We start from the raw sequence: 19,610 nt of genomic DNA, 5'->3' as shown, positions 1-19,610 counted from the left end.
AGTTAAAAGTTAAAAGTTAAAAGTTGAAAGGAAGTGCTCATTACCGACTTTTGACTTTCAATTTTCGACTTTTAACTCAGCAAGTGACAATTTGCCAGATTATAGCATCACTAACGTATGTTGATCTTCAAGTTAATGTGAGTTAAAATGGAATTGTTGGTGTTGTAAAATATAACAACGGGGCTTAAATGGCTACAGTCATTACCACTCAGGAAACCGCCGCGGTCAGCAATCGACCCATTTGGCTCACCCAAGCATGGCTCGAGCCGCGTCTCGTCGTCGTCACCCTCGTCGCCATTGTGACTAGTCTGATTTTGGAGCAGTTGGAAGCGCCGCCGCTGGCGATCCTGATCGTCAATATCCTCTCCTATGTCGCGGGCGGCCTATTCGGCACGATTGGTGCATTGAGCAGCCTGCGCGAAAAGCGGCTGGATGTCGATATGCTGATGATCCTCGCGGCGCTCGGCGCGGCGCTGGTCGATCAGTGGCACGAAGGCGCGACGCTGCTGTTCCTCTTCTCGCTGAGCAACGTACTGCAGGACTACGCCATCGGACGCAGCCGCCAGGCGATTCGTGTTCTGCTCAAGCTGTACCCGTCGGAGGCCAAAGTCAAAGGGCCGAACGGTGTGCAGGTCGTCAAAGTCAGCACGATTCGCGTGGGCGATCTCATCCTGATCGAACCGGGTGAGCGTCTGCCCGTTGACGGCATCGTCAAAGCGGGGCGTTCGGCGGTTGACCAGTCGCCGATCACGGGCGAGTCGATGCCCGTCGAAAAGGGCGTGGGCGACAAAGTGTTCGCCGGGACGCTCAATCAGCAGGGTATGCTCGACGTGGAAGCGCTGCAACCCGCCTCGGACACGGTGCTGGCGCGGATCATCAAGATGGTGGAAGAGGCGCAGGACAGCAAAGCGCCGACCGAACGCTTCCTCGAAACGTTTGAGCAGCGCTATGCCACCCTGATCATCGTCGCGGTAGCGCTGTTCATCGTCATCCCGCCCGCGCTCGGCTGGGTAGATTTCACGAGCAATTTCTACCGCGCGATGGTGCTCATGACCGTCGCCTCGCCGTGCGCGCTGGTGATCAGCACGCCCGCGTCGTTCATCTCGGCGATTGCGGCAGGCGCGCGCAGCGGTGTGCTCTTTAAGGGTGGCGCGTATCTGGAAGGTCTGGCGGTCGTCAAGGCGATCACCTTCGACAAGACGGGGACGCTCACGCAGGGCAAGCCCGCCGTCACCGACCTGATTGCGTGTGACGAGAGCGACGAAACCGAACTGCTGCGCGTCGCGGCGGCGGTCGAGTCGCGTTCCGAACATCCGCTGGCGAAAGCGGTCGCGGCGGCGGCGCACGCCCGCCAGATCCCGCTGGACGAGGTGACCGACTTCGAGGCGATCCCCGGTCGTGGGGTGCAGGCCATTGTGCATGGACAGATCGTGAACATCGGCAGCCCGCAGTATCTGCTGCAAAACGGCGACTTCCCGGCGCGGCTGTCCGAAGCGCGCCACCGATTGGAAGACGAAGGCAAGACGGTTATGCTGGTGCAGCGCGGCGGCCAGTGGCTCGGCCTCATTGCGCTGGCGGATCAGCTCCGCCCGGAAGCGAAGGGCATCATCGAAACGCTGCATAAGATGGGCGTCAAAGTCGCCATGCTCACGGGTGATAACGAGAAAGTCGCGCAGAATATCGCCCAACAGGTCGGCGTTGATCAAGTGTACGCGGGCTTGATGCCGGAAGATAAAGTGACGGTCGTCAAGGAGCTGGAAGCGAAGATCGGCGCGGTGGCGATGGTCGGCGACGGCGTGAACGATGCGCCCGCGCTGGCGACCGCCAGCATCGGCATTGCGATGGGCGCGGCGGGCACGGATGTCGCGCTGGAGACGGCGGATCTCGTGCTCATGGGCGACCGCCTCGAACTGATCCCTTACGCCATCAACCTGAGCAAGAAGGCGCGGCGCGTGGTGTGGCAAAATATCAGCTTTGCCATTGCCGTGATTGTCCTGCTCATCACAAGCGCGTTTGTGGTCAACCTGCCGCTGCCGCTCGGCGTGCTCGGTCACGAGGGCAGCACGGTGATCGTCGTAATGAATGGCCTGCTCAGTCTGCTGATCATCCCGGAAATTCAGCGGCAGCGAGCGAAAAAAGCGTAAACTGCACAGAAATCTGTGTAATATGTAGGGACGAGGCATGCCTCGTCCTTTTCATTTACCCAAGGAGACAATATGCCTCTCACAGAACGGCTTGAGGTCCTGGCGCGCAAGAAACACGCCGAATTCGCGGCGCGTCCCGAATTGGTCGCCTGCGCGCTGACCGGATCCCTGCCGCGCGGACGCGTGTGGCCGGGCTCCGATCTCGACTTTCATGGTTACTGGGCACAAGCTGAGGACGAATTTGAGGATGGGGTTGAGGACGGGATCTACTGGGAGATCAACATCGATCCGCTCGATGCGCTGACGGTCGAGGCGGTGGAACTCGTGCAAGCGCCGCCGTTCTCCAATGAGCAGTTTGGCGACACCATCCTCGAAGTGCTGTGGGGCGCGCGCGTGCTGTTTGACCGCGATGGGCGACTGGAAGAGGCGGTCGCGGAGGTTAAGCGCTTGAGCGAAGACCGAGCGTGGCTGCGCGAACGCGCCGCGAACTATCTGCGTCATGGGTTAGAATGCCTTGACGCGCTGGCGGACGCCGACCCACAGCAGGCGATCCTCGACGCGCGGCGGATGAGTATCGTGTACGGCGTCAATGCTTACTGGAATGCGCGCGGCGAATTGTTTTCGAGCGCCATTCGCATTCCGGAACGTCTCGGCGAGCACCCGGAGATCCAGAGCCTATTCCGTGCCATCTGGAATCTCGGCGGGCAGCGCGGTTGGGACACGTTTTATGCCGCTTACCAGACGATGCCCGCTGAGATCCGCGAAGAAGCCGATCCCGACGTGCTGCGCGAGATTTTGCCCGCGGTGCAGCTCGGCATGGCGGATGGCGGGCTGTGCCATTTCCGCTTCATCGCGGAAGGCTGGCTGCCGTTGGACACGGTCGCGCCGCTCATGGGGTTTGAAGCGGACATGGCAGCACAAAAAGCCCGCGTGCTCGATCAAGCGCGGGCGCTGCTGCACCGCATCAGCCAACGATAGGTGCTCAGCGGCACATTTTTGCCGATTACGACATATAGTTCTGCCATGATAAAAATTGAGAACGAGGTGCTTATGGTACAGCGTGGACGACCGCAGATGGAGCGCTACGGGATCAGCGAGAGCGAACAGGGGATGCTCGACTGGACGTGGGTGGAAGGTCAGTTAAGCAACGCGCGCAATTACTGGATCAGCACGGTGACGCCGGACGGCAAACCGCACGCCGCTCCGGTTTGGGGGTTGTGGCACGACGGCGCATTCTACTTCAGCACGGATTCGGTGTCGCGCAAGGCGAAGAACCTGACGGCGAACCCGGCGCTCGCCATGCATCTGGAGAGCGGCGACGACGCGGTCATGCTCGAAGGCGAGGCGGCGCTCGTCACCGACGGCGATCTGCTCGATGAACTGTCACGCGTGTACAATGCGAAGTATCCCGGTTATGTACAGGACTTCCGCAATCAGAAAGAGGGGGTCGTGTATGTGCTGCGGGCGCGCAAGGCGTTGGCGTGGAAAGAGAGCGATTTCCCCAACACGGCAACGCGCTGGGTGTTTGCGTAGCCTCACCCCTGCTTATCTAGTTTCTACCCCTCACCCCCTCTTCCACACAAGCGGGAAGAGGGGACCCCCCTCCCAGGAGGGAACGACTCCCCCCCCCCCACCCCAACCTTTTCAACACCCTCATACCTTGTCCTAATTCTTTCAGAGGGAAAAGAGGACGAGGCATGCCTCGTCCCTACGAGAAAACCCTTATTGGATACCCTCTTTATCGCGTCCGCTGCGACGGACAGCCAAAAGGCCGCTCCCTAGCGGAGTGCGGGTTCGCCCCTCTCCCTTGGGAGGAGGGATTGAGGGGTGAGGCTCTACCGCAGCGTCGAGTACAGCAGTTCCTTCCAGCGCCGCACGTCAATCGACCAGCACACCGAGACATCTTTCCCGTGTTCCTGCACACTGCGCCACACGTCGATGTTGCGCTCGTCCGTCGTCACATCGTAGCGATCCACGACGGTCATGCCGCGCGTGAGCTCGCTTTGGGTCTCCACATCGACGAAATGCTTGCTCATATAGGTACAAATTGTCGGGTCGAGGGCAATCGCCATCGCGACCGGATCGTACAACCCCAAGCCGAGATCATCCGATTGCTCGATGGTCGCTTTGTAGGCGTGGCTGTTGCAGTCCATCGCGAAGCGCGCCAGCGGTGTGCCAAACCCGCGGATCATCTCCATCTCTTCGGCGAGGATGTTGGCTTCGCCGCGTGCGACTTCCCAGCCAACCATCTCAATCGGCAGGCCGGAATGGAAGGCGATGCGCGCCGCTTCCGGGTCGCACCAGATGTTGTATTCGGCGGCGGGCGTCACGTTGCCGGTCGTCCCTGCCGCGCCGCCCATGACGATGCAGCGGCTGACCTTGCCGACGATATCCGGCGCTTGGCGCACAGCGAGCGCGACGTTGGTCAGCGGGCCGAGCGTCACCATGACGATGCCGGGATTGGCGCGTACCGTATCGATGATCGCCTGCACGCCGTGTTTGGCTTCCGGCTGACGTTCCGGCGGGGGATAGAACTGGTTGCCCATGCCGTCTTCGCCGTGAAACCAGTGCGCATGTACGCGCGGACGCATGAGCGGACGATCCGCGCCGATGTAGACGGGCACATCTGTGCGTCCGCACATCTGCGCGGTGTAGAGCGCGTTGCGCGACCCCTGCGCTACGGGCATGTTGCCGTTGACAATCGTGATCGCTTCGACTTCCACGTCGGGCGCGCGCAGCGCCATGACCAGCGCAACGGCGTCATCCGAGGCGGTATCGGTGTCGATGATGAATTTGCGAACCATTAAGCACTTTTCTCCAGTTTGAGCAAGCGGCGAAGCTGTTTTTGGAACAGGAGCGGCACGGCGCACGCGACCGCCACGACCGCATAGATGATCAGGTTGTTTTCGCCTGTCAGCGCCGTGCCGAAGGCAACCGCCGCGAACGTTGGGATCGCGCCGACCACTACGGAGACGATCACATACGTGCGGAAGCGCAACTTGGAGAAGCCAACCGCGTAACTGATGAAATCGTACACCGGAAACAGGAATAAGCGCGCGTAGCTCAGCGTCTTCCAGTCGACAATCTGCCCCATGAAATCTTCAACTTTGCGCAGACCGTCGTCACCGCCGACCATCCGGCGCACAACGCGCTGTCCGTAGCGGCGTGACAGCCAGAAGCTGATGCTCCCGCCGAGCACTTCGCCGATCAGCGTGTAGAGCGTGCCTTCCCACAGGCCAAACAGGATGCCGGAGCCGACCTGAATCGGACCGCTCGAGAGGGGCGCGAACACGTAGGTCGCCGCCTTGATGCCGATATAGACCAGCGGCGCGAACACGCCCGCGCTCTGAATTGCCTCGCGAATAGTGTCCACGCCGATGGCCTGCAGGGCCACGATCAAGCCGCCAGTGACAATGGCGAACAGCAGCGCGCCACCGATCAACGGCAGCAGCGAACGCCGGCGGGCAGTTGGTTCTGTCTGTAAGGTCATGGGTCTCCCACGCGTACCTGAATTACGGATGACAACACACAGTACGCATGGGAGTCACGCCGGGTTGCTAGAACGTGAACTGCGGGTTTTTGAACGGAATGAGCGCGAGGATCACCGCGGGGACATAGTACGCCGTCCGGTCGATCACGTCACCCGTCAGTAATCCGACCGAACCGTTCTGCTGCTTGGAATTGGAGCGCCCAAACACGACATCGTCGGCGTCGCCGAGTTCCATGCCGCCGCGCACGAGGCTCGCCGTCTCTTCGGGCAGATAGTAAGCGGCGGTGCGCGCCTTGCCGACGTGCCCCTGCGCGCCGATCACGCAGACCCACGCGAATGATTGCAGCGCGCCGCTGTGCGTGTCGACGCCGCCTTCAATGCCGACCCAGTAGTCGGCGTTGGGGGAGTGTTGGCGCGCGTTCTCCGCGCGGGTCGTCGCGCCGAACAGCGTTTCGTCATCGGACATCGGCTGATGACTCACGCCGGAGGGTACATTGACGCCGCTGGCGGTATAGGTCGCATGGGGGAACATGCGCTGAAAACCGGCCAGCGCCGCCGCAATTTTGACAGGGTTAGTCGAAGCGACGATAATAAGCGACATGCTTGCTCCACATTTCACAATTCATCGGAGAGAGGTCAATGGCAGAATTCAAGGCACTAAATCCGAAAGCGACCGTCATCGGACAAGCGATCATGGGCGTGAGCATGGCGTTGGGTGAACGCGCCGTGCCCATTCTACAGAAATACGGGCTGGGCACCATCGATCCAGCAGCGTGGTACCCCCAACAAGCGTGGCTCGACGTCCTCCGCGAGGTCGACCAGGGGGATATGTTTGATCTGGTCGCCATCGGCAAGCAGGTGTCCAGCCTCGTCCCGCTGCCGGGCGAGATCAATTCCGTCGAGTCGGCGCTGCTCATGCTGACCAAAACCTACGATCACAATAATCGAAACTGCCCCGGAACATCATCGGCTACGCTCACCGGCGAACGCCAGATCCAGATTGACATCTGCGATCCCTATCCGCGTAACATGGTGTACGGGGTCATTTATGGCTTCGCGGCGCGCTTCGAACCGCAGGCGATTGTGCGCTATCTCAACAATGTGCCTCCCCCCAGCGCGAGCGACTGCTGCACATACATTGTGACTTGGTAAGTTGTACCCGGCTAGTTCGCGGTGGAGCATTTAACCAGAGACCACCAGCAGCAGTTTGAGCACCGCGAACAAGCCAAACGCCGCGTGCGCCATGACCGCCGCGCGGGTTGACCCCGTGGCGGCGCGCACCGCGCTGATCACCAACCCGGCGATCAACGGTTGAAGCAGGCTGTACCATAGGCCGACGGCGGGCGCGGCGTTGTTCGAAATAGGATACGCCAGCAAGTGAAACAGCGCATAGAGCAGCGCGCTGATCACGAGGCCGCCCCACGGATTGAAGAGGTTGCGCACGACCGGAAAGGCCACACCGCGGAACACCAGTTCCTCGGCGACGGGCTGCGCGATCAGCATGAAGACGATGGCGAACACCCATTCCCCGATGCCCATGGCGCGGAGGTTGACGAGTTCGGCGGCGGGCAGCACCACGCCCGTGATCGCCAAGCCGAGCAGGTCAGTCGCGACAGCTGCGCCAAACGCGATGAAGAGGATGAGCGGAAGCGGCGTGCTCGGCGGTTTCAGCCGTAGCCACTCCCGGTCACGGCGGCGCGTTTGCCACACCAAGCCGATGATCAAGACCATGCTGACCGTCCACCCGGCGATGTCGCGGTAACTGGCGGTTTCGCCAAAGATCGAGAAACCGAAGAACGTCCCGACGATGATCGCGATGAAAGCGGCGACCAGCGTCAGCAGGACCGCCCCCACCGACCACGGCGGGGCAGGTTCAAGCTGGGCAATGCGTTTGAGGACTTGCGTGTGTCATGCGTTTGAGGTAGTTCCGCAGAACAGTCTGTTGGGGCGGCGCAATGTCCCTACACAAAGACAATCTTCTCGTAGGGACGCGATTTATCGCGTCCGCAAAATCCCAAAACTGACCTGTAGCCCATTTCCACGGTTTTGTACGCACTTACCGGCATGCCTCGTCCCGACAGAGAATGCGCTAATTAGTCACCGTCTAGATCGCTTCCTGAAATCACCTAGTGTGGCTTCTACCCGGTTTATCCAGAAGCAGCGCCATCATGACCATATCGATGGGGACGCCGCCGCGATAATACTTGCGCTGCTTGACGCCTTCACGCTCGAAGCCGAATTTCTCGTACACGTGGATCGCACGGGCATTCCCGGCGAACACTTCCAGTTCGACGCGCTCGACCACGGAGCTGGCCTGCGCCCATGCGACCGCGTGCCGCAGCAGCGCGCTGCCCACGCCTTGATCACGGTGGTCTGTGGCGACATACACGCCGAGATCGGTCGTGTGCGCGTCCGCAGCCAGCGATCCACCGCGGCAGCTCAACGCGCCGACGACACCGTCCGCTTCGGCCACGAGAAATAAGCCGTTCGGTGACGCATTATACTCGATGATCAACTCACGGATGGTGCTGGTCGTCGGGTTGAATTCGCCGGGCGCGTAGGGCGTATCGACCGGGGGCTGCTCGGCGAGAATGCCCTTGATCAGCATGATATAACCGCGGGCGTCGGCGGCGCTGGCCTCACGCACGATCATGACTGGATCTTGGGCACGCCGAAGGTCAGCCGGAAGCCCCACACCTTGACTGCGCCGATGGGCGTTTGTCCGCTCACGTCGGGGAACAGATCGCCGTTGATGTGCAGACCCTCGACATCCATCAAGCCGAGCCGCCCACCGCCCCAGAACTTGGTGTTGAACTGCTGACCTTCCCACCATTGCACGATCTGGAGCGGGAACAGACGATTATTCGGGAGCGGCATTTTGAGCAGGCCGGGGCGCACGCTGAACTGGGCAATCGGGTCGCCGTTGATCGCCTCGGTGGTGAGTGTCTCCAGACCTTCGTCGTCTATGCCGACGTTGAAGCTGGCGCGCTCCTTGGGGATGCCCCAATTGGCGCGGCCGCTCATCACGCTGGAATAGGTCGAGACGAAGATGCGCGTGATCGAAAAGCGCGCCTTTTTGCCATCGTCAAAGCGCCCGGGGATGAACAGCAGTTCGCCGTAGCCGCCGACCGGCGAGTCTTTGTAATTCACGAACGCGACCGCGCCCGTCCCGCCGCGAAAGCGATCATGTAGTTCGGGCGGCGTCCACTGGAGGGCAAAGTCGCGCTCGAAGCGGTAGAAAATCACATAACCATCCCCGCGGAGCTGCCACGGAGGCCGAACAACCAAGTCAGACAAGCCAACGCCTTTCGTCAACCATGTATTACGTTAGAGCCTGCGCCAAACAGACACGTAGATCTGTATCAATTTACCCATTCCCTTGGTCATCTCCCATACACGTCTGGAGATGGGCGCAGCGCCTCTGCTGGCTCCCCTCCCTGAATTCGGGGAGGGGGCGGGGGTGGGGTTGTGTCAGCCCTTCACGCCCGTCATCGACACGCCTTCGATGAAATAGCGCTGCAATACCACGAACAGAATCAGCATGGGGACGGTCGCGAGGAACGACCCCATCATCAGCAGATTCCACGGCGTGCTGCGTTCGCCTTGCAGCAGCGCGATGCCGATCGTCACCACGCGCGTCGACGGATCGTTCGCGACGACCAGCGGGAACAGAAAATCGTTCCACGCCGCTTGTACGGTGATCACGGCGAAGGCGACCAGCGCCGCGCGCGATAAGGGCAAGACGATATAGTACAGCACTTGCAGCGGATTTGCGCCGTCGATCATGGCGGATTCTTCCAATTCGACCGGAATCTGCATGAACGCCTGCCGCAGCAGGAACATGGCGAACGCGCTGAACGCGCCGGGGATGATCAGCGCGCGGAAGCTGTTCAGCCAGTCGAGCTGGCGCAGGAGCAGATATTCGGGGATCAGAATCGCCTGAAATGGGATCATCAGCAGGCCGAGCGACAGCGCGAACACGATGTTCTTTCCCGGAAACTTGAAGCGGGCGAAGCCATACGCGGCCAGTGAGCAGGTGATCAGCTGGCCGACGGTGCGCGCCGCCGTCACGAAGGCGGAATGCAGCATGTACCGGTGAAAGTCCGGCGAACGGTCGAACAGGGCGGTGAGGTTCTCGACGCACTGCGGGTTGTCGGGGATGAAGCGGATCGGCAGGAGATTTAGCTCGGTCGGCGGCTTGCACGCGGTCGAAAACATCCACACGAAGGGCAGAATCATCACCACCGCGCCGATGATCAGGATGGCGTAGGACAGCACTTGCAGCGGCAGCGCAACATCGGGCGCTTGATCGTGGTATTGGCGATAAATCGACATGCTGCCTTAGTCCCCCGATTCGTAATAGACCAGCCGCCGCTGCAAGCCGAACTGCGCTACCGTGAACGCCAGTGTGAGCAGGAACAGCACGAGCGCAATCGCCGAGGCGTAACCGAATTCTGAGCCGACAAACGCGCGGTCGTACAGGAAGTAGGTGAGCGTCGTCGCGCTGCCGCCGACCCCGCCGCGGGTCGTGCGCGAGGTCATTACGTACACCTGATCAAAGATCTGGAAAGCGTTGATCACCGAGAGCACGGTCACGAGGAACGAGGTCGGCGAGAGCATGGGGATGGTGATGTGGAAGAACTTCTGCCAGCGATTCGCGCCATCGATGGTGGCCGCTTCGTAGAGAATGCGCGGGATTGACTGTAAGCCAGCGAGGAACAGCACCATGTCGAAGCCGAGCCGCTGCCAGATCGTCACCACGGCGATCGGGATGAGCACGAGATCGGGACGCGTCAGCCAGTTGGTATCGCGCCCGCCGAAGATCGCCAGCGCGTTGCCGACCAGCCCATAGCGCGGCTGGAAGATCCACGTCCAGACAATCGAGGCGGCGACGGTCGAGGTGACGACGGGCAAGAAGTAGAGCGTGCGGAAGAATCCGCGCCCGCGCAGCTTCTGGTTGAGCAGGAGCGCCAGCCCCATCGCCAGCAGGATGCCCGTCGGCACGACGAACACCAGGAGTTTGAGCGTATTGCCGAGCGCTTGCCAGAAATCCGGGTCTTGGAAGAGGCGTTCAAAGTTTTGCAGGCCGACCGGGATGGGCGGACGCAGCGCGTTCCATTCTTGAAGCGATGTCAGGAACGCCATAAGGACGGGGATGCCGAAGAAGAAGGCCAGCCCGAGAATGTTCGGAGCGACCAGCGCGATCCCCCAGTAAGCGCGGCGGCGCGCCAGCGGAGTTTTGCCAAAGACATTCATCATGTTGGTGCGTTACCTCACCCTCAAGGCTGGACCACGACGGCTTCAAGGGTTGCAGTTGGGAAATGGGTGTCGGGGTACGGTTTGGGCGTACCCCGACCAAGGGAATTGCTGACTAACGACAGTTAGGGATAAGCGTCATTTGCGCGTCCCCTCACCCCCAACCCCTCTCCCACGCAAGCGGGGAGAGGGGAGACGAACAGCGCTTTGGTGTCTCCCCTCCCTGAATTCGGGGAGGGGCCGGGGTGGGGTCAGAGAGCGTATCCATAACTCACGTTAACTAGCTGCCGCTTTGCGCGTCAAGCTGGGCTTCGACGGCCTCACACGCGATCTGCGTCGCTTCATCGACGCTCAGGTTGAGGTCGAAGATGTTGATGACGAGTTCCGTGTTAATCGCATCCCAGATTTCGTCAAACACGGTGACACCCTGCGAATCCTCAATGGCGTCAACGAACGCCTGAATGTTGACGTTCGTGTCGCCAAAGGCGGCGATCCACTCGTCTTGCAGCGCCGGGTCAGCCGGGGCGACACCGCCCGCTTCGGCAAAATACTTCTGTCCCGCATCGCTGGCGAGGAAGGTGATCAGGTTCGCGGCGAGTTCCGGGGTATCCGTGCCCGCGGCGGCCACGTAGCCGACCGAGTGCAAAATCGAGCGGGTGCGACCGTTTTCCGGGTAGCGCGGCATCTGCACCACGTCCCAGTTGAAGGTGGCCTGCTCAAAGGCGGCGGGCAGCTTCCACGAGCCCGCTTGCACCATGGCGACGCGCCCGGCTAACCAGTAATTGAAGGCATCGTCGGCAGACGCGCCACCCATGATCGACACGCTGGGCATGACGCTTTCGTCATACAGCCCCTTGAGGAAGTTGAGCGCTTCCAGACTTTGCCGTTCGCGCAGCGTGCACTGCGTCCGCGCCGCGCCGACAATCGGCGGAATGCCGGTCGCGGCGATCCAGTTCGGGTAGCCGGACTGATATTCGCTGTAGACTGCTGCGCCGTACACATCGGCGGCGGGATCGGTCAGGGCGCGAGCGGTCGCGGCGAAGTCGTCCCACGTCCATTCGGCAGTGGGGTAGTCGACGCCAGCGGCATCAAACAGATCCTTGTTGTAGTAAATGGCGATGGTATCCCAGTTGACCGGAGCGGCGTACAGGTCACGCTCTTCGCCCCAGCGGTACGGGTCGATCATGCCCGTGCCCCACACGGAGGTGTCGACGCCAAATTGATCGAGGTAGGGCTGCAGGTTGAGCAGGGCGTCATTGCTGGCGTAAAAGAAGAAGCGATCCTGCGACATGTTGAACACATCGGGCAGTTCACCGCCCGCCGCATTGGTGCGCAGAAGATCCCAGTACTGCTGCCACGGTTGGACTTGCAAGTCGACTTCCGCGCCGGGGCAGTAATCCGCTTGCCATTCTTCAATGGCGCTGCCGATGATTTCAGCCCAATTCTCATCCCAGACCCACATGGTGAGCGTGCCGGGTTCGGTGCAGGTGGCGGGAGCGATGACCGGTTCCGACTCTTGCGCCTGTACCAGCGAACTCACCGCCAACAACAAAGCGACGAGGATCAACCAGAAACTAAAGCGGCGAATTGCCATAATCCGTAACTCCTTGGAGAAAATTTCACTTTCTATATCAGAGTATACCCCGTGCGCGCCGTTTCACCAGATGACGCATGAACTTTTATATTACACTCATGGTTAAGAATGCATTAGAACAATACGTCAATCCATTCATTTCAATAAAAATAAAGATATACTGTTTGTAACTTAGCTCTCGCACCACTGATGTCTGAGAGCGAAAGATCTGAGGAGAGGAGCAATACGATGTTAAGCTGGGCCATTATCTTCCTCGTGATTGCGTTGATCGCGGCGTTCCTCGGTTTTACGGGCGTTGCGGGGACGGCGGCGGGGATCGCACAGATCCTGTTCGTGGTTTTCCTGATTCTGTTCGTCGTGTCGTTGATCTTCGGCCGTCGGGTTAACCTGTAACCCACAGCGACGAAACCATAAAGACGACAGCCAAAACCTTAAGGCTGTCGTTTTTGATTCCTCGTCCGTCTTCCCTCAAAACCAACTCCTAACAAAAATGATGCATTACACTTTTCCCATTTGCTGTTACGCTATTGTGGATTGAAGATTGTAAACGTAAACCATGTTTTCACCGGGAGTAGCCATTATATGAACGGAGATGAGGACTCGATGCGGTTCCAGACACGCCATTTGGAGCCACCGGCTTATGCTCATCCATCACAGATGCTCGCCAAAACCGGTCCACTCGACAATTCTCTGCCCTGGGTCATCGAATTCCGTGCCGTAGGCACGCCGATCACCATTCAGGTGCAGGTCAAAGACAGCATGATTCTCGGACGCTCGGACGCTGTGACTGGCTTTAAGCCGGAAGTGGATTTGACATCGTGCGACGCCTTCGCTAAAGGGGTCTCGCGCAAACACGCGACGATTGTGATGCGCGACGATAAGTTGATGCTGCAGGATTTGTACAGCACCAACGGCACGCGCATCAATGATGTGACGTGCGCGCCGCCGACCGAGTACCGCCTGCGGCATGGCGATGAGATCTCGCTGGGACGCCTGCGCTTGCAGGTGTTCTTCGCGGTGGTGCCCGCGCATACTCAGCCTGTCCCGCCGATCATTCTGGAGACGAACCCGCTCAACGGGTTAGGCAAGCACGTGCTCGTCCTCGAAGACGACAAGGATGTCGGCAACGTGTTCAAGTTGGCGCTGGATATGCAGGGCTACCGCGTGACCGTCGTCGCCAACGCCGCGAGCGCGCTCAACACGCTGAGCACGGTATCGATTGACGCCATTGTCATGGATTTGCTGCTGCCCGATATGGATGGCTTTGATCTGGTGCGCTTCCTGCGCCGCCAGCCGAATACCGCGAAAATCCCCGTGCTCGTCGTCTCGGGCGCGACTGCGGGCTATCAGATGGGCAAGGCGCTCGAAGCGGGCGCGGATATCTTCCTCGGCAAGCCCGTCGCGGTCGAAGAGTTGATGCGCGCCGTCAAGGCGATGATCGCTCAAAATGCGCCCGCCCGCGCCTAGATGAGCCCTCAACCCAAAGCTGAAATCCTCCGTGCGAACTGGTGGCAGCGCCAGTTCGCACGCGCGCTAGCCGCCGAAAATGCGAGCCGGCGCCCGGAGTACGAGCGCCGTAAGCGCGCGCTCCTCGGCGATTTGAGCGGCACCGTACTGGAGATCGGCCCCGGCCCCGCGACAAACCTCACCTACTACGCGCCGGACGTCCGCTGGATTGGACTGGAGCCTAACCCCGCCATGTTTCCTTATATAGAGGAAGCCGCGCAGCAGCTCGGTCGCGCTGTTGAACTGCACCCCGGGCACGCCGAAGATATTCCCTTAGGCGACGCCAGCGTCGATGCTGTGGTCGGCACGCTGGTGCTGTGTTCCGTCGACGATCCCGCGCAGGTGCTGCGCGAAGTGCGCCGCGTGCTCAAACCGGGTGGACGCTATGTGTTCATCGAACATGTCGCCGCGCCGCGCCAATCGCTGCTGCGCCGCGTCCAGGCGATCATTCGCCCGGTCTGGAAAGCGGTCGGCGATGGCTGCACGCTGAATCGCGAAACATGGGCGACCATCGAACAGGCCGGGTTCAGTGAAGTGCAGATCGAGCATTTCCGCCTGCCGGTGCCGATCTACTCCCCGCACATCGCCGGGGCCGCGGTGAAGTAATTCCTCAACTTTGAATCAAACAGGGCGCACAACCGTGCGCCCCGCCGACAGTCATGCAGTCGCGTTAGTTCGTCGAGATGCGCGGATCGGCCGCGATATCAACCGGGTTGCGCCGCGTGCCCATGAGGCCGCCGCCCAACGCCGCCGCCGCCGTCACGCCGAGACCCAACAGCGCCCACCACGCCGCATCCGCGACGTTGTCCGCTGCCTGCTCGACTTCCTGCGGTGACACATCTTCAAGCGCGCCCTGAACTTCACCGGGGAGGGCAGCCGCCGTCGCCTGGAGTTCCGGCGCCGCGCCTTCCACGCCCGTCTGAGCGGTCGCCTGCAGGTTCGGATCGCTGGCCACCACGCCCGCGGCATCTCCCGCGACATTCGAAGCGATATCCGCCGCCGTGGTCACCGCACTGCCCGCCACATTCAGCAGCGTGCCGATGCCCGTGCCGATGAAGTTGACGATCAGCGCGATGGTCACAATCCAGACCATGCCCGACTGCAGGATCGCATTGCCGACGCCGGTCACCGCCGCTGTCTTCGCCGCGATAAACCCGCCGAGCGCAAATGAGATCAACCCGGCGATAATGCCGTAGATGCCCGCGCCGATGCCGAAGCTGCGCGGATCGTCGGCATTGAACGTTTCAAGCCCGAGCGCCAGCCCGAGCAGCGTGAAAAATACCAACGTTGCGAGAACCGTGAACAGCCCCGCGAGGATGGGACCCCAACGCACACGGTCAGTCGGCGTGATCATCATCGTGGCGTCGTAATCGTACACAGTCGGACGGCTGTAAGTCGTCCCCGTGGTCGTCGTTGTTCGGTTCACAGGCTGCTGATTTGCGGCCATAATCACTCTCCACACTCTTCCAAAACTTCAACAATTAATTTTGTAATAAATAGGTAAGTAGGGTGTGATCTGAAGATGAGTAGACTGTAAGATTCATTACACACCCCTGAGAAAGTCGGCAATACTCCGCCAGATTGAGCGCAGATCAGGATGCGGTTTGGCGGTAAAATCAGGCGTCGCGCACCCACTCTATATAAAGGAAGTTGTATGCTGAGCATCGAACAGGCCGTGAGCGCAGAGGACTTCCAGCAAGTCCAGCTCCTCCTCACCGAATACTTTGAGTTTCTCCGCACGGAGGTTGATAAAGACCTTGACGATCTGGACTCCGTGCCGACGACGGCCGGTTACCAGCAAGAACTCAGCGAACTGCCGGGGCGCTATGCGCCGCCGGATGGTCGGCTGCTCCTCGCGCGTTATGCTCAGGCGACCGCGGGGTGTATTGCATTCTACAAGTACGACGAGGGCATCTGCGAGGTTAAGCGGCTGTGGGTGCGCCCGGAGTTCCGCGGTAAGAAGGTGGGCAGGGCACTGGTTGAGCGGTTGGTGGCAGAGGCGCGGCAGTGTGGCTATCGCGAGATGATCCTGAGCACGGTCGATGTGCTGACGGAAGCGCATACCCTCTACCGTTCATTCGGCTTTGAGCCAATGGAACCATTCTTTACCCTGCCACCTGCCATGATGGAGCACGAGATCTTCCTCAAACTGCGTTTGGAGGGCTGAAACGCCGCTGATTTTGGGCCATTCGCGCATTCGGACAAACTATCCAAATCAGATTCGTAGAAACTGGACGACTTGCATGACGTGGATCGTTTCCAGTCCCGCGCTCCCCCTTGACTCCACTGTTGCGGAATGTTACCATTCCTCAACGCATGTACGGCGCTCTGTACCCTCGTGAGAGGCAATGCACCAGCACCGGAATTGACGAGAGGTGGCGAAAGTGTCCCGCACGGCGGAACGGCTCGCCACAAGCAAGATGCATACAGGCGTTACGATTCAGTACGCCTTTTTGCGTGCCTGTTACAGGCGATAGTTTTTAGGACGAGTGGAGTCATTTATGCCAACGATCAACCAGTTGGTGCGTAAGGGACGGAAGGCGAAGAAGTCGAAGAGCAAAGCCCCGGCTTTGCAATACACGCTCAACGTCTACCGCCAGAAGCGCACTCGCCGTAAGAAGGGCTCGCCGCAAAAGCGCGGCGTCTGCACCGTCGTCAAGACGATGACGCCGAAGAAACCGAACTCCGCTTTGCGGAAAGTCGCGCGTGTCCGCCTCTCGAACGGCATCGAAGTCACAGCGTACATCCCCGGTGAAGGTCACAGCCTGCAGGAACACAGCGTTGTTCTCGTGCGCGGTGGCCGTGTGAAGGATCTTCCGGGCGTCCGCTACCATATCGTGCGCGGTACATTGGATACCGACGGCGTCAAGAATCGCCAACAGTCGCGGAGCAAGTACGGTTCCAAGCGACCGAAGCCGGGTCAAGCGGCTGCGGGCGCAAGGGCGCTCCGGCTAAAGGCAAGAAGTAAAGGTATAGCGAAATGCCGAGAAGAAACAGTCCCGCCAAGCGGATCACCCCGCCGGACAATAAATACAATAATCTCCATGTCGCTATGATCATCAATCGCATGATGCGCGGCGGCAAGAAGAGCATCGCGCAGGGCATCATGTACGGCGCGTTGGATTTGATCGAAGAACGTTTGAAGCGTAACCCGATTGACGTGATGGAACAGAGCTTGCGCAACGTCGCCCCGGCGATCGAAGTCAAGCCCATGCGCGTTGGTGGTGCGACGTATCAGGTTCCGGTCGAAGTGCCGACGGAACGCGGTACGACGCTCGCGATGCGCTGGATTCTGGAGAATTCACGCAAGCGCGGCGGTCGCAGCATGGCCGAAAAGTTGGCCGGCGAATTGATGGATGCCTTCAATGGTCAGGGCGCGTCGGTCAAGAAAAAAGACGACACGCACCGTATGGCGGAAGCCAACCGCGCTTTCGCGCATTTCCGTTAGGCATAAGGGAAGTCAACCTTAACGCATGGCGAAAAGAACAGAGACACAACTGGACCTGAGCAAGGTTCGCAATATCGGGATCATCGCCCACATCGACGCGGGTAAAACCACGACGACCGAACGCGTGCTGTACTATACCGGTGCAGTGCACAAAATCGGGGAAGTGCATGATGGCGCGGCGACCACCGACTACATGCCCCAGGAACGCGAACGCGGGATCACCATCACCGCCGCCGCGATCACGGCATCGTGGAAGGGTCACCAGATCAACATCATCGACACTCCCGGCCACGTGGACTTCACGGCGGAAGTGCAGCGCAGCCTGCGCGTTCTGGACGGCGGCATCGTCGTCTTCGACGGCGTGGCTGGCGTGGAACCGCAGTCAGAAACGGTGTGGCGTCAGGCGAATACCTACCAGGTACCGCGCATGTGCTTCATCAACAAGATGGACCGCACCGGCGCGAACTGGCAGCGCTGTATTGATATGATCGTCGAGCGCCTGCATGGGAACCCCGTTCCGGTGCAGTTCCCCTACGGCGAAGGTTCAGATTTCAAGGGCATCATCGATCTCATCGATATGCAGTTGTACACCTACGGGAACGATCTGGGTACGGACATCCAAACTCATCCCATTCCCGAAGCCTATCGTGAACGCGCGGAAACGCTGCGCGCGGAAATGATTGAAAAGGTTGTCGAAAACGACGACTACCTCACCGAAAAGTACCTGATGGGTGAGGAAATTAACAACGACGAACTGCTGGCAGCCCTGCGGGCGGCCACCATTGCGAGCAAGGTGCAGCCGGTCGTGTGCGGTTCGGCGCTCAAGAACAAGGGCGTGCAGCTGATGCTGGACAAGGCGGTTGAACTGCTGCCTTCGCCGCTGGATATTCCGCCGGTTACGGGACACCATCCCAAGACCGAGGAAGAACTCATCCGGCATGCCGATGACAGCGAACCCGCAACGGCGTTGGTTTTCAAGATTCTGACCGACCCCTATGTTGGGCGTCTCGCCTTTTTCCGCGTCTATGCAGGCGTAGTCAAAGCCGGTTCGACGCTGCTCAACAGCACCAAGGGCGACCGTGAACGCATCGGCCGTATCGTGCGTATGTTCGCGGACAGCCGTGAAGACATCGAAGAAGTCCGCGCGGGCGACATCGGCGCGATCCTCGCGCTGAAGGGCACGTTCACGGGCGATACGCTGTGCGACCCTGACAAGCCGATTGTGCTCGAAAAGATTTCGTTCCCTGAACCGGTGATCGAAGTCGCGATTGAGCCGAACACCAAGGGCGATCAGGACAAGATGGGCGAGGCGCTGCGGCGTCTGGCTGAAGAAGATCCGACCTTCAAGATTGAGGTCGATGAAAAGCTCGGTCAAACGAAGATTCGTGGTATGGGCGAACTGCACCTCGAAATCCTCGTGGATCGTATGATGCGCGAATTCAACGTGCAGGCGACCGTTGGCCGTCCGCGCGTGGCCTACCGCGAAACCATCACCCGCGAACAGCGTGTCGATATGACGTTCAAGCGGCAGTCGGGTGGTAAGGGGCAGTATGCCCGCGTCGTCATCGAAGTCGAGCCGATCAACGAAGAAACCGATGATCTGACGAAGGTGAAAGAAGGCTTGCTGTTCGTGGACGCCATCAAGGGCGGCACGATCCCGCGCGAATTCATCCGTCCGACCGAAAACGGCATCCGCGAAGCAATGCAGGGTGGCGTGTTGGCCGGGTATCCGGTGGTTGGCGTGAAGGCGAGCCTGGTTGACGGCGCGTTCCATGATGTTGACTCCAGCGAAATGGCGTTCAAGATTGCCGGTTCGATGGCGTTGAAGGAAGCCGTGCAGAAGGGCAAGCCCGTGCTGCTCGAACCGACGATGAAGGTTGAAGTGGTCGTGCCCGATGAACACACCGGGACGATTGTCGGCGACCTGTCGTCACGTCGTGGCATCATTCATGGCATGGACTCGCGTGGCGCTGGGACAACGTCGGTGCGCGCGAATGTGCCCCTCGGCGAAATGTTCGGTTATGCGACGCAAATTCGCAATATGACCCAGGGTCGCGGCAGCTTCACGATGGAATTCGAGAAGTACAGCACCGCGCCCGCCAGCATTGCTGATGAAGTCATCAAGAGCGGTGGCTGATTAGTCAGCCACCCATCCTAACGTAAGTTCGTAAT

The 19,610-nt window shown here is 60.1% G+C and carries 20 protein-coding genes and 1 pseudogene; 11 read left to right on the top strand and 10 right to left on the bottom strand.

Going from position 1 to position 19,610, the window contains the following annotated elements:
• The first annotated feature begins 188 nt into the window (after positions 1-188).
• The 3 genes from IPK17_RS10115 to IPK17_RS10105 all read left to right on the top strand — a co-directional run bounded on the left by IPK17_RS10115 (position 189) and on the right by IPK17_RS10105 (position 3,677).
• Positions 189-2,144, top strand: coding sequence for a heavy metal translocating P-type ATPase (locus IPK17_RS10115; RefSeq protein ID WP_343417570.1), 1,956 nt, complete (start codon positions 189-191; stop codon positions 2,142-2,144).
• A gap of 72 nt (positions 2,145-2,216) precedes the next feature.
• Positions 2,217-3,122, top strand: coding sequence for a hypothetical protein (locus IPK17_RS10110; protein WP_343417569.1), 906 nt, complete (start codon positions 2,217-2,219; stop codon positions 3,120-3,122).
• Positions 3,123-3,194: 72 nt separating this feature from the next.
• Complete coding sequence (locus tag IPK17_RS10105) at positions 3,195-3,677, top strand: pyridoxamine 5'-phosphate oxidase family protein (RefSeq protein ID WP_343417568.1); 483 nt, start codon at positions 3,195-3,197, stop codon at positions 3,675-3,677.
• Between the two features lie 302 nt (positions 3,678-3,979).
• Here the strand turns inward: IPK17_RS10105 and IPK17_RS10100 are convergent, their stop codons facing one another.
• The 3 genes from IPK17_RS10100 to yjjX form a co-directional block, all read right to left on the bottom strand.
• Complete coding sequence (locus IPK17_RS10100) at positions 3,980-4,948, bottom strand: nucleoside hydrolase (RefSeq protein ID WP_343417567.1); 969 nt, start codon at positions 4,946-4,948, stop codon at positions 3,980-3,982.
• Complete coding sequence (locus IPK17_RS10095) at positions 4,948-5,634, bottom strand: TVP38/TMEM64 family protein (RefSeq protein ID WP_343417566.1); 687 nt, start codon at positions 5,632-5,634, stop codon at positions 4,948-4,950. Before IPK17_RS10095 ends, IPK17_RS10100 begins: the two co-directional genes overlap by 1 nt.
• A gap of 67 nt (positions 5,635-5,701) precedes the next feature.
• Positions 5,702-6,235: an inosine/xanthosine triphosphatase gene (gene yjjX / locus IPK17_RS10090; protein ID WP_343417565.1), complete on the bottom strand. Its 534-nt coding sequence runs from the start codon at positions 6,233-6,235 to the stop codon at positions 5,702-5,704.
• A gap of 38 nt (positions 6,236-6,273) precedes the next feature.
• On the opposite strand from yjjX, the gene IPK17_RS10085 reads away from it, so the two are divergent.
• The gene (locus IPK17_RS10085; RefSeq protein ID WP_343417564.1) at positions 6,274-6,786 is read left to right on the top strand and encodes a hypothetical protein; all 513 of its coding nucleotides are present in this window, start codon (positions 6,274-6,276) and stop codon (positions 6,784-6,786) included.
• Between the two features lie 30 nt (positions 6,787-6,816).
• On the opposite strand, the gene IPK17_RS10080 is transcribed toward IPK17_RS10085, so the two are convergent.
• The 6 genes from IPK17_RS10080 to IPK17_RS10055 form a co-directional block, all read right to left on the bottom strand.
• Positions 6,817-7,488 carry a CPBP family intramembrane glutamic endopeptidase gene (locus IPK17_RS10080; RefSeq protein ID WP_343417563.1) on the bottom strand — a complete coding sequence of 224 codons (672 nt, stop codon included), beginning with the start codon at positions 7,486-7,488 and terminating at the stop codon, positions 6,817-6,819.
• Between the two features lie 268 nt (positions 7,489-7,756).
• The gene (locus IPK17_RS10075; protein ID WP_343417562.1) at positions 7,757-8,287 is read right to left on the bottom strand and encodes a GNAT family N-acetyltransferase; all 531 of its coding nucleotides are present in this window, start codon (positions 8,285-8,287) and stop codon (positions 7,757-7,759) included.
• The gene (locus tag IPK17_RS10070; protein ID WP_343417561.1) at positions 8,284-8,931 is read right to left on the bottom strand and encodes an acetoacetate decarboxylase family protein; all 648 of its coding nucleotides are present in this window, start codon (positions 8,929-8,931) and stop codon (positions 8,284-8,286) included. The genes IPK17_RS10075 and IPK17_RS10070 overlap by 4 nt, the downstream gene beginning before the upstream one ends.
• A 174-nt stretch (positions 8,932-9,105) precedes the next feature.
• Positions 9,106-9,969 (bottom strand): carbohydrate ABC transporter permease, encoded by an 864-nt coding sequence (locus IPK17_RS10065; RefSeq protein ID WP_343417560.1) that lies wholly within the window; start codon positions 9,967-9,969, stop codon positions 9,106-9,108.
• Between the two features lie 6 nt (positions 9,970-9,975).
• The gene (locus IPK17_RS10060) at positions 9,976-10,893 is read right to left on the bottom strand and encodes a carbohydrate ABC transporter permease (protein WP_343417559.1); all 918 of its coding nucleotides are present in this window, start codon (positions 10,891-10,893) and stop codon (positions 9,976-9,978) included.
• Positions 10,894-11,170: 277 nt separating this feature from the next.
• The gene (locus IPK17_RS10055; protein ID WP_343417558.1) at positions 11,171-12,484 is read right to left on the bottom strand and encodes an ABC transporter substrate-binding protein; all 1,314 of its coding nucleotides are present in this window, start codon (positions 12,482-12,484) and stop codon (positions 11,171-11,173) included.
• 228 nt (positions 12,485-12,712) lie between these two features.
• Here IPK17_RS10055 and IPK17_RS10050 point away from each other — a divergent pair, with 228 nt between their 5' ends.
• The 3 genes from IPK17_RS10050 to IPK17_RS10040 all read left to right on the top strand — a co-directional run bounded on the left by IPK17_RS10050 (position 12,713) and on the right by IPK17_RS10040 (position 14,596).
• Positions 12,713-12,877 carry a DUF1328 domain-containing protein gene (locus tag IPK17_RS10050; RefSeq protein ID WP_343417557.1) on the top strand — a complete coding sequence of 55 codons (165 nt, stop codon included), beginning with the start codon at positions 12,713-12,715 and terminating at the stop codon, positions 12,875-12,877.
• Between the two features lie 210 nt (positions 12,878-13,087).
• A complete protein-coding gene (locus tag IPK17_RS10045; protein ID WP_343417556.1) occupies positions 13,088-13,951 on the top strand; it encodes a response regulator in 864 nt (287 codons plus the stop codon).
• Positions 13,952-14,596: a class I SAM-dependent methyltransferase gene (locus tag IPK17_RS10040; RefSeq protein ID WP_343417555.1), complete on the top strand. Its 645-nt coding sequence runs from the start codon at positions 13,952-13,954 to the stop codon at positions 14,594-14,596. It abuts the gene before it with no gap.
• 64 nt (positions 14,597-14,660) lie between these two features.
• Here IPK17_RS10040 and IPK17_RS10035 read toward each other — a convergent pair whose 3' ends face one another.
• The gene (locus IPK17_RS10035; protein ID WP_343417554.1) at positions 14,661-15,437 is read right to left on the bottom strand and encodes a hypothetical protein; all 777 of its coding nucleotides are present in this window, start codon (positions 15,435-15,437) and stop codon (positions 14,661-14,663) included.
• 207 nt (positions 15,438-15,644) lie between these two features.
• Here IPK17_RS10035 and IPK17_RS10030 point away from each other — a divergent pair, with 207 nt between their 5' ends.
• The 4 genes and pseudogenes from IPK17_RS10030 to fusA all read left to right on the top strand — a co-directional run bounded on the left by IPK17_RS10030 (position 15,645) and on the right by fusA (position 19,575).
• Complete coding sequence (locus IPK17_RS10030; protein ID WP_343417553.1) at positions 15,645-16,157, top strand: GNAT family N-acetyltransferase; 513 nt, start codon at positions 15,645-15,647, stop codon at positions 16,155-16,157.
• A gap of 334 nt (positions 16,158-16,491) precedes the next feature.
• A pseudogene (gene rpsL / locus IPK17_RS10025) lies at positions 16,492-16,923 on the top strand (30S ribosomal protein S12); the annotation flags it as partial.
• Positions 16,924-16,970: 47 nt separating this feature from the next.
• Positions 16,971-17,438 carry a 30S ribosomal protein S7 gene (gene rpsG, locus IPK17_RS10020; RefSeq protein ID WP_343417552.1) on the top strand — a complete coding sequence of 156 codons (468 nt, stop codon included), beginning with the start codon at positions 16,971-16,973 and terminating at the stop codon, positions 17,436-17,438.
• Positions 17,439-17,463: 25 nt separating this feature from the next.
• On the top strand, positions 17,464-19,575 hold the full coding sequence (gene fusA / locus IPK17_RS10015) for an elongation factor G (RefSeq protein ID WP_343417551.1): 2,112 nt from the start codon (positions 17,464-17,466) through the stop codon (positions 19,573-19,575).
• Positions 19,576-19,610 lie beyond the last annotated feature (35 nt).

The organism is Candidatus Flexifilum breve (assembly GCF_016713355.1).
This window is presented reverse-complemented; position numbering and strand designations above follow the sequence as displayed.

Excerpts from the sequence above, each read along its gene's own strand:
- IPK17_RS10115 (WP_343417570.1), top strand. The coding sequence starts at position 189 with ATGGCTACAGTCATTACCACTCAGGAAACCGCCGCGGTCAGCAATCGA.
- IPK17_RS10110 (WP_343417569.1), top strand. The coding sequence starts at position 2,217 with ATGCCTCTCACAGAACGGCTTGAGGTCCTGGCGCGCAAGAAACACGCC.
- IPK17_RS10105 (WP_343417568.1), top strand. The coding sequence starts at position 3,195 with ATGGTACAGCGTGGACGACCGCAGATGGAGCGCTACGGGATCAGCGAG.
- IPK17_RS10100 (WP_343417567.1), bottom strand. The coding sequence starts at position 4,948 with ATGGTTCGCAAATTCATCATCGACACCGATACCGCCTCGGATGACGCC.
- IPK17_RS10095 (WP_343417566.1), bottom strand. The coding sequence starts at position 5,634 with ATGACCTTACAGACAGAACCAACTGCCCGCCGGCGTTCGCTGCTGCCG.
- yjjX (WP_343417565.1), bottom strand. The coding sequence starts at position 6,235 with ATGTCGCTTATTATCGTCGCTTCGACTAACCCTGTCAAAATTGCGGCG.
- IPK17_RS10085 (WP_343417564.1), top strand. The coding sequence starts at position 6,274 with ATGGCAGAATTCAAGGCACTAAATCCGAAAGCGACCGTCATCGGACAA.
- IPK17_RS10075 (WP_343417562.1), bottom strand. The coding sequence starts at position 8,287 with ATGATCGTGCGTGAGGCCAGCGCCGCCGACGCCCGCGGTTATATCATG.
- IPK17_RS10065 (WP_343417560.1), bottom strand. The coding sequence starts at position 9,969 with ATGTCGATTTATCGCCAATACCACGATCAAGCGCCCGATGTTGCGCTG.
- IPK17_RS10060 (WP_343417559.1), bottom strand. The coding sequence starts at position 10,893 with ATGATGAATGTCTTTGGCAAAACTCCGCTGGCGCGCCGCCGCGCTTAC.
- IPK17_RS10055 (WP_343417558.1), bottom strand. The coding sequence starts at position 12,484 with ATGGCAATTCGCCGCTTTAGTTTCTGGTTGATCCTCGTCGCTTTGTTG.
- IPK17_RS10050 (WP_343417557.1), top strand. The coding sequence starts at position 12,713 with ATGTTAAGCTGGGCCATTATCTTCCTCGTGATTGCGTTGATCGCGGCG.
- IPK17_RS10045 (WP_343417556.1), top strand. The coding sequence starts at position 13,088 with ATGCGGTTCCAGACACGCCATTTGGAGCCACCGGCTTATGCTCATCCA.
- IPK17_RS10040 (WP_343417555.1), top strand. The coding sequence starts at position 13,952 with ATGAGCCCTCAACCCAAAGCTGAAATCCTCCGTGCGAACTGGTGGCAG.
- IPK17_RS10035 (WP_343417554.1), bottom strand. The coding sequence starts at position 15,437 with ATGGCCGCAAATCAGCAGCCTGTGAACCGAACAACGACGACCACGGGG.
- IPK17_RS10030 (WP_343417553.1), top strand. The coding sequence starts at position 15,645 with ATGCTGAGCATCGAACAGGCCGTGAGCGCAGAGGACTTCCAGCAAGTC.
- rpsG (WP_343417552.1), top strand. The coding sequence starts at position 16,971 with ATGCCGAGAAGAAACAGTCCCGCCAAGCGGATCACCCCGCCGGACAAT.
- fusA (WP_343417551.1), top strand. The coding sequence starts at position 17,464 with ATGGCGAAAAGAACAGAGACACAACTGGACCTGAGCAAGGTTCGCAAT.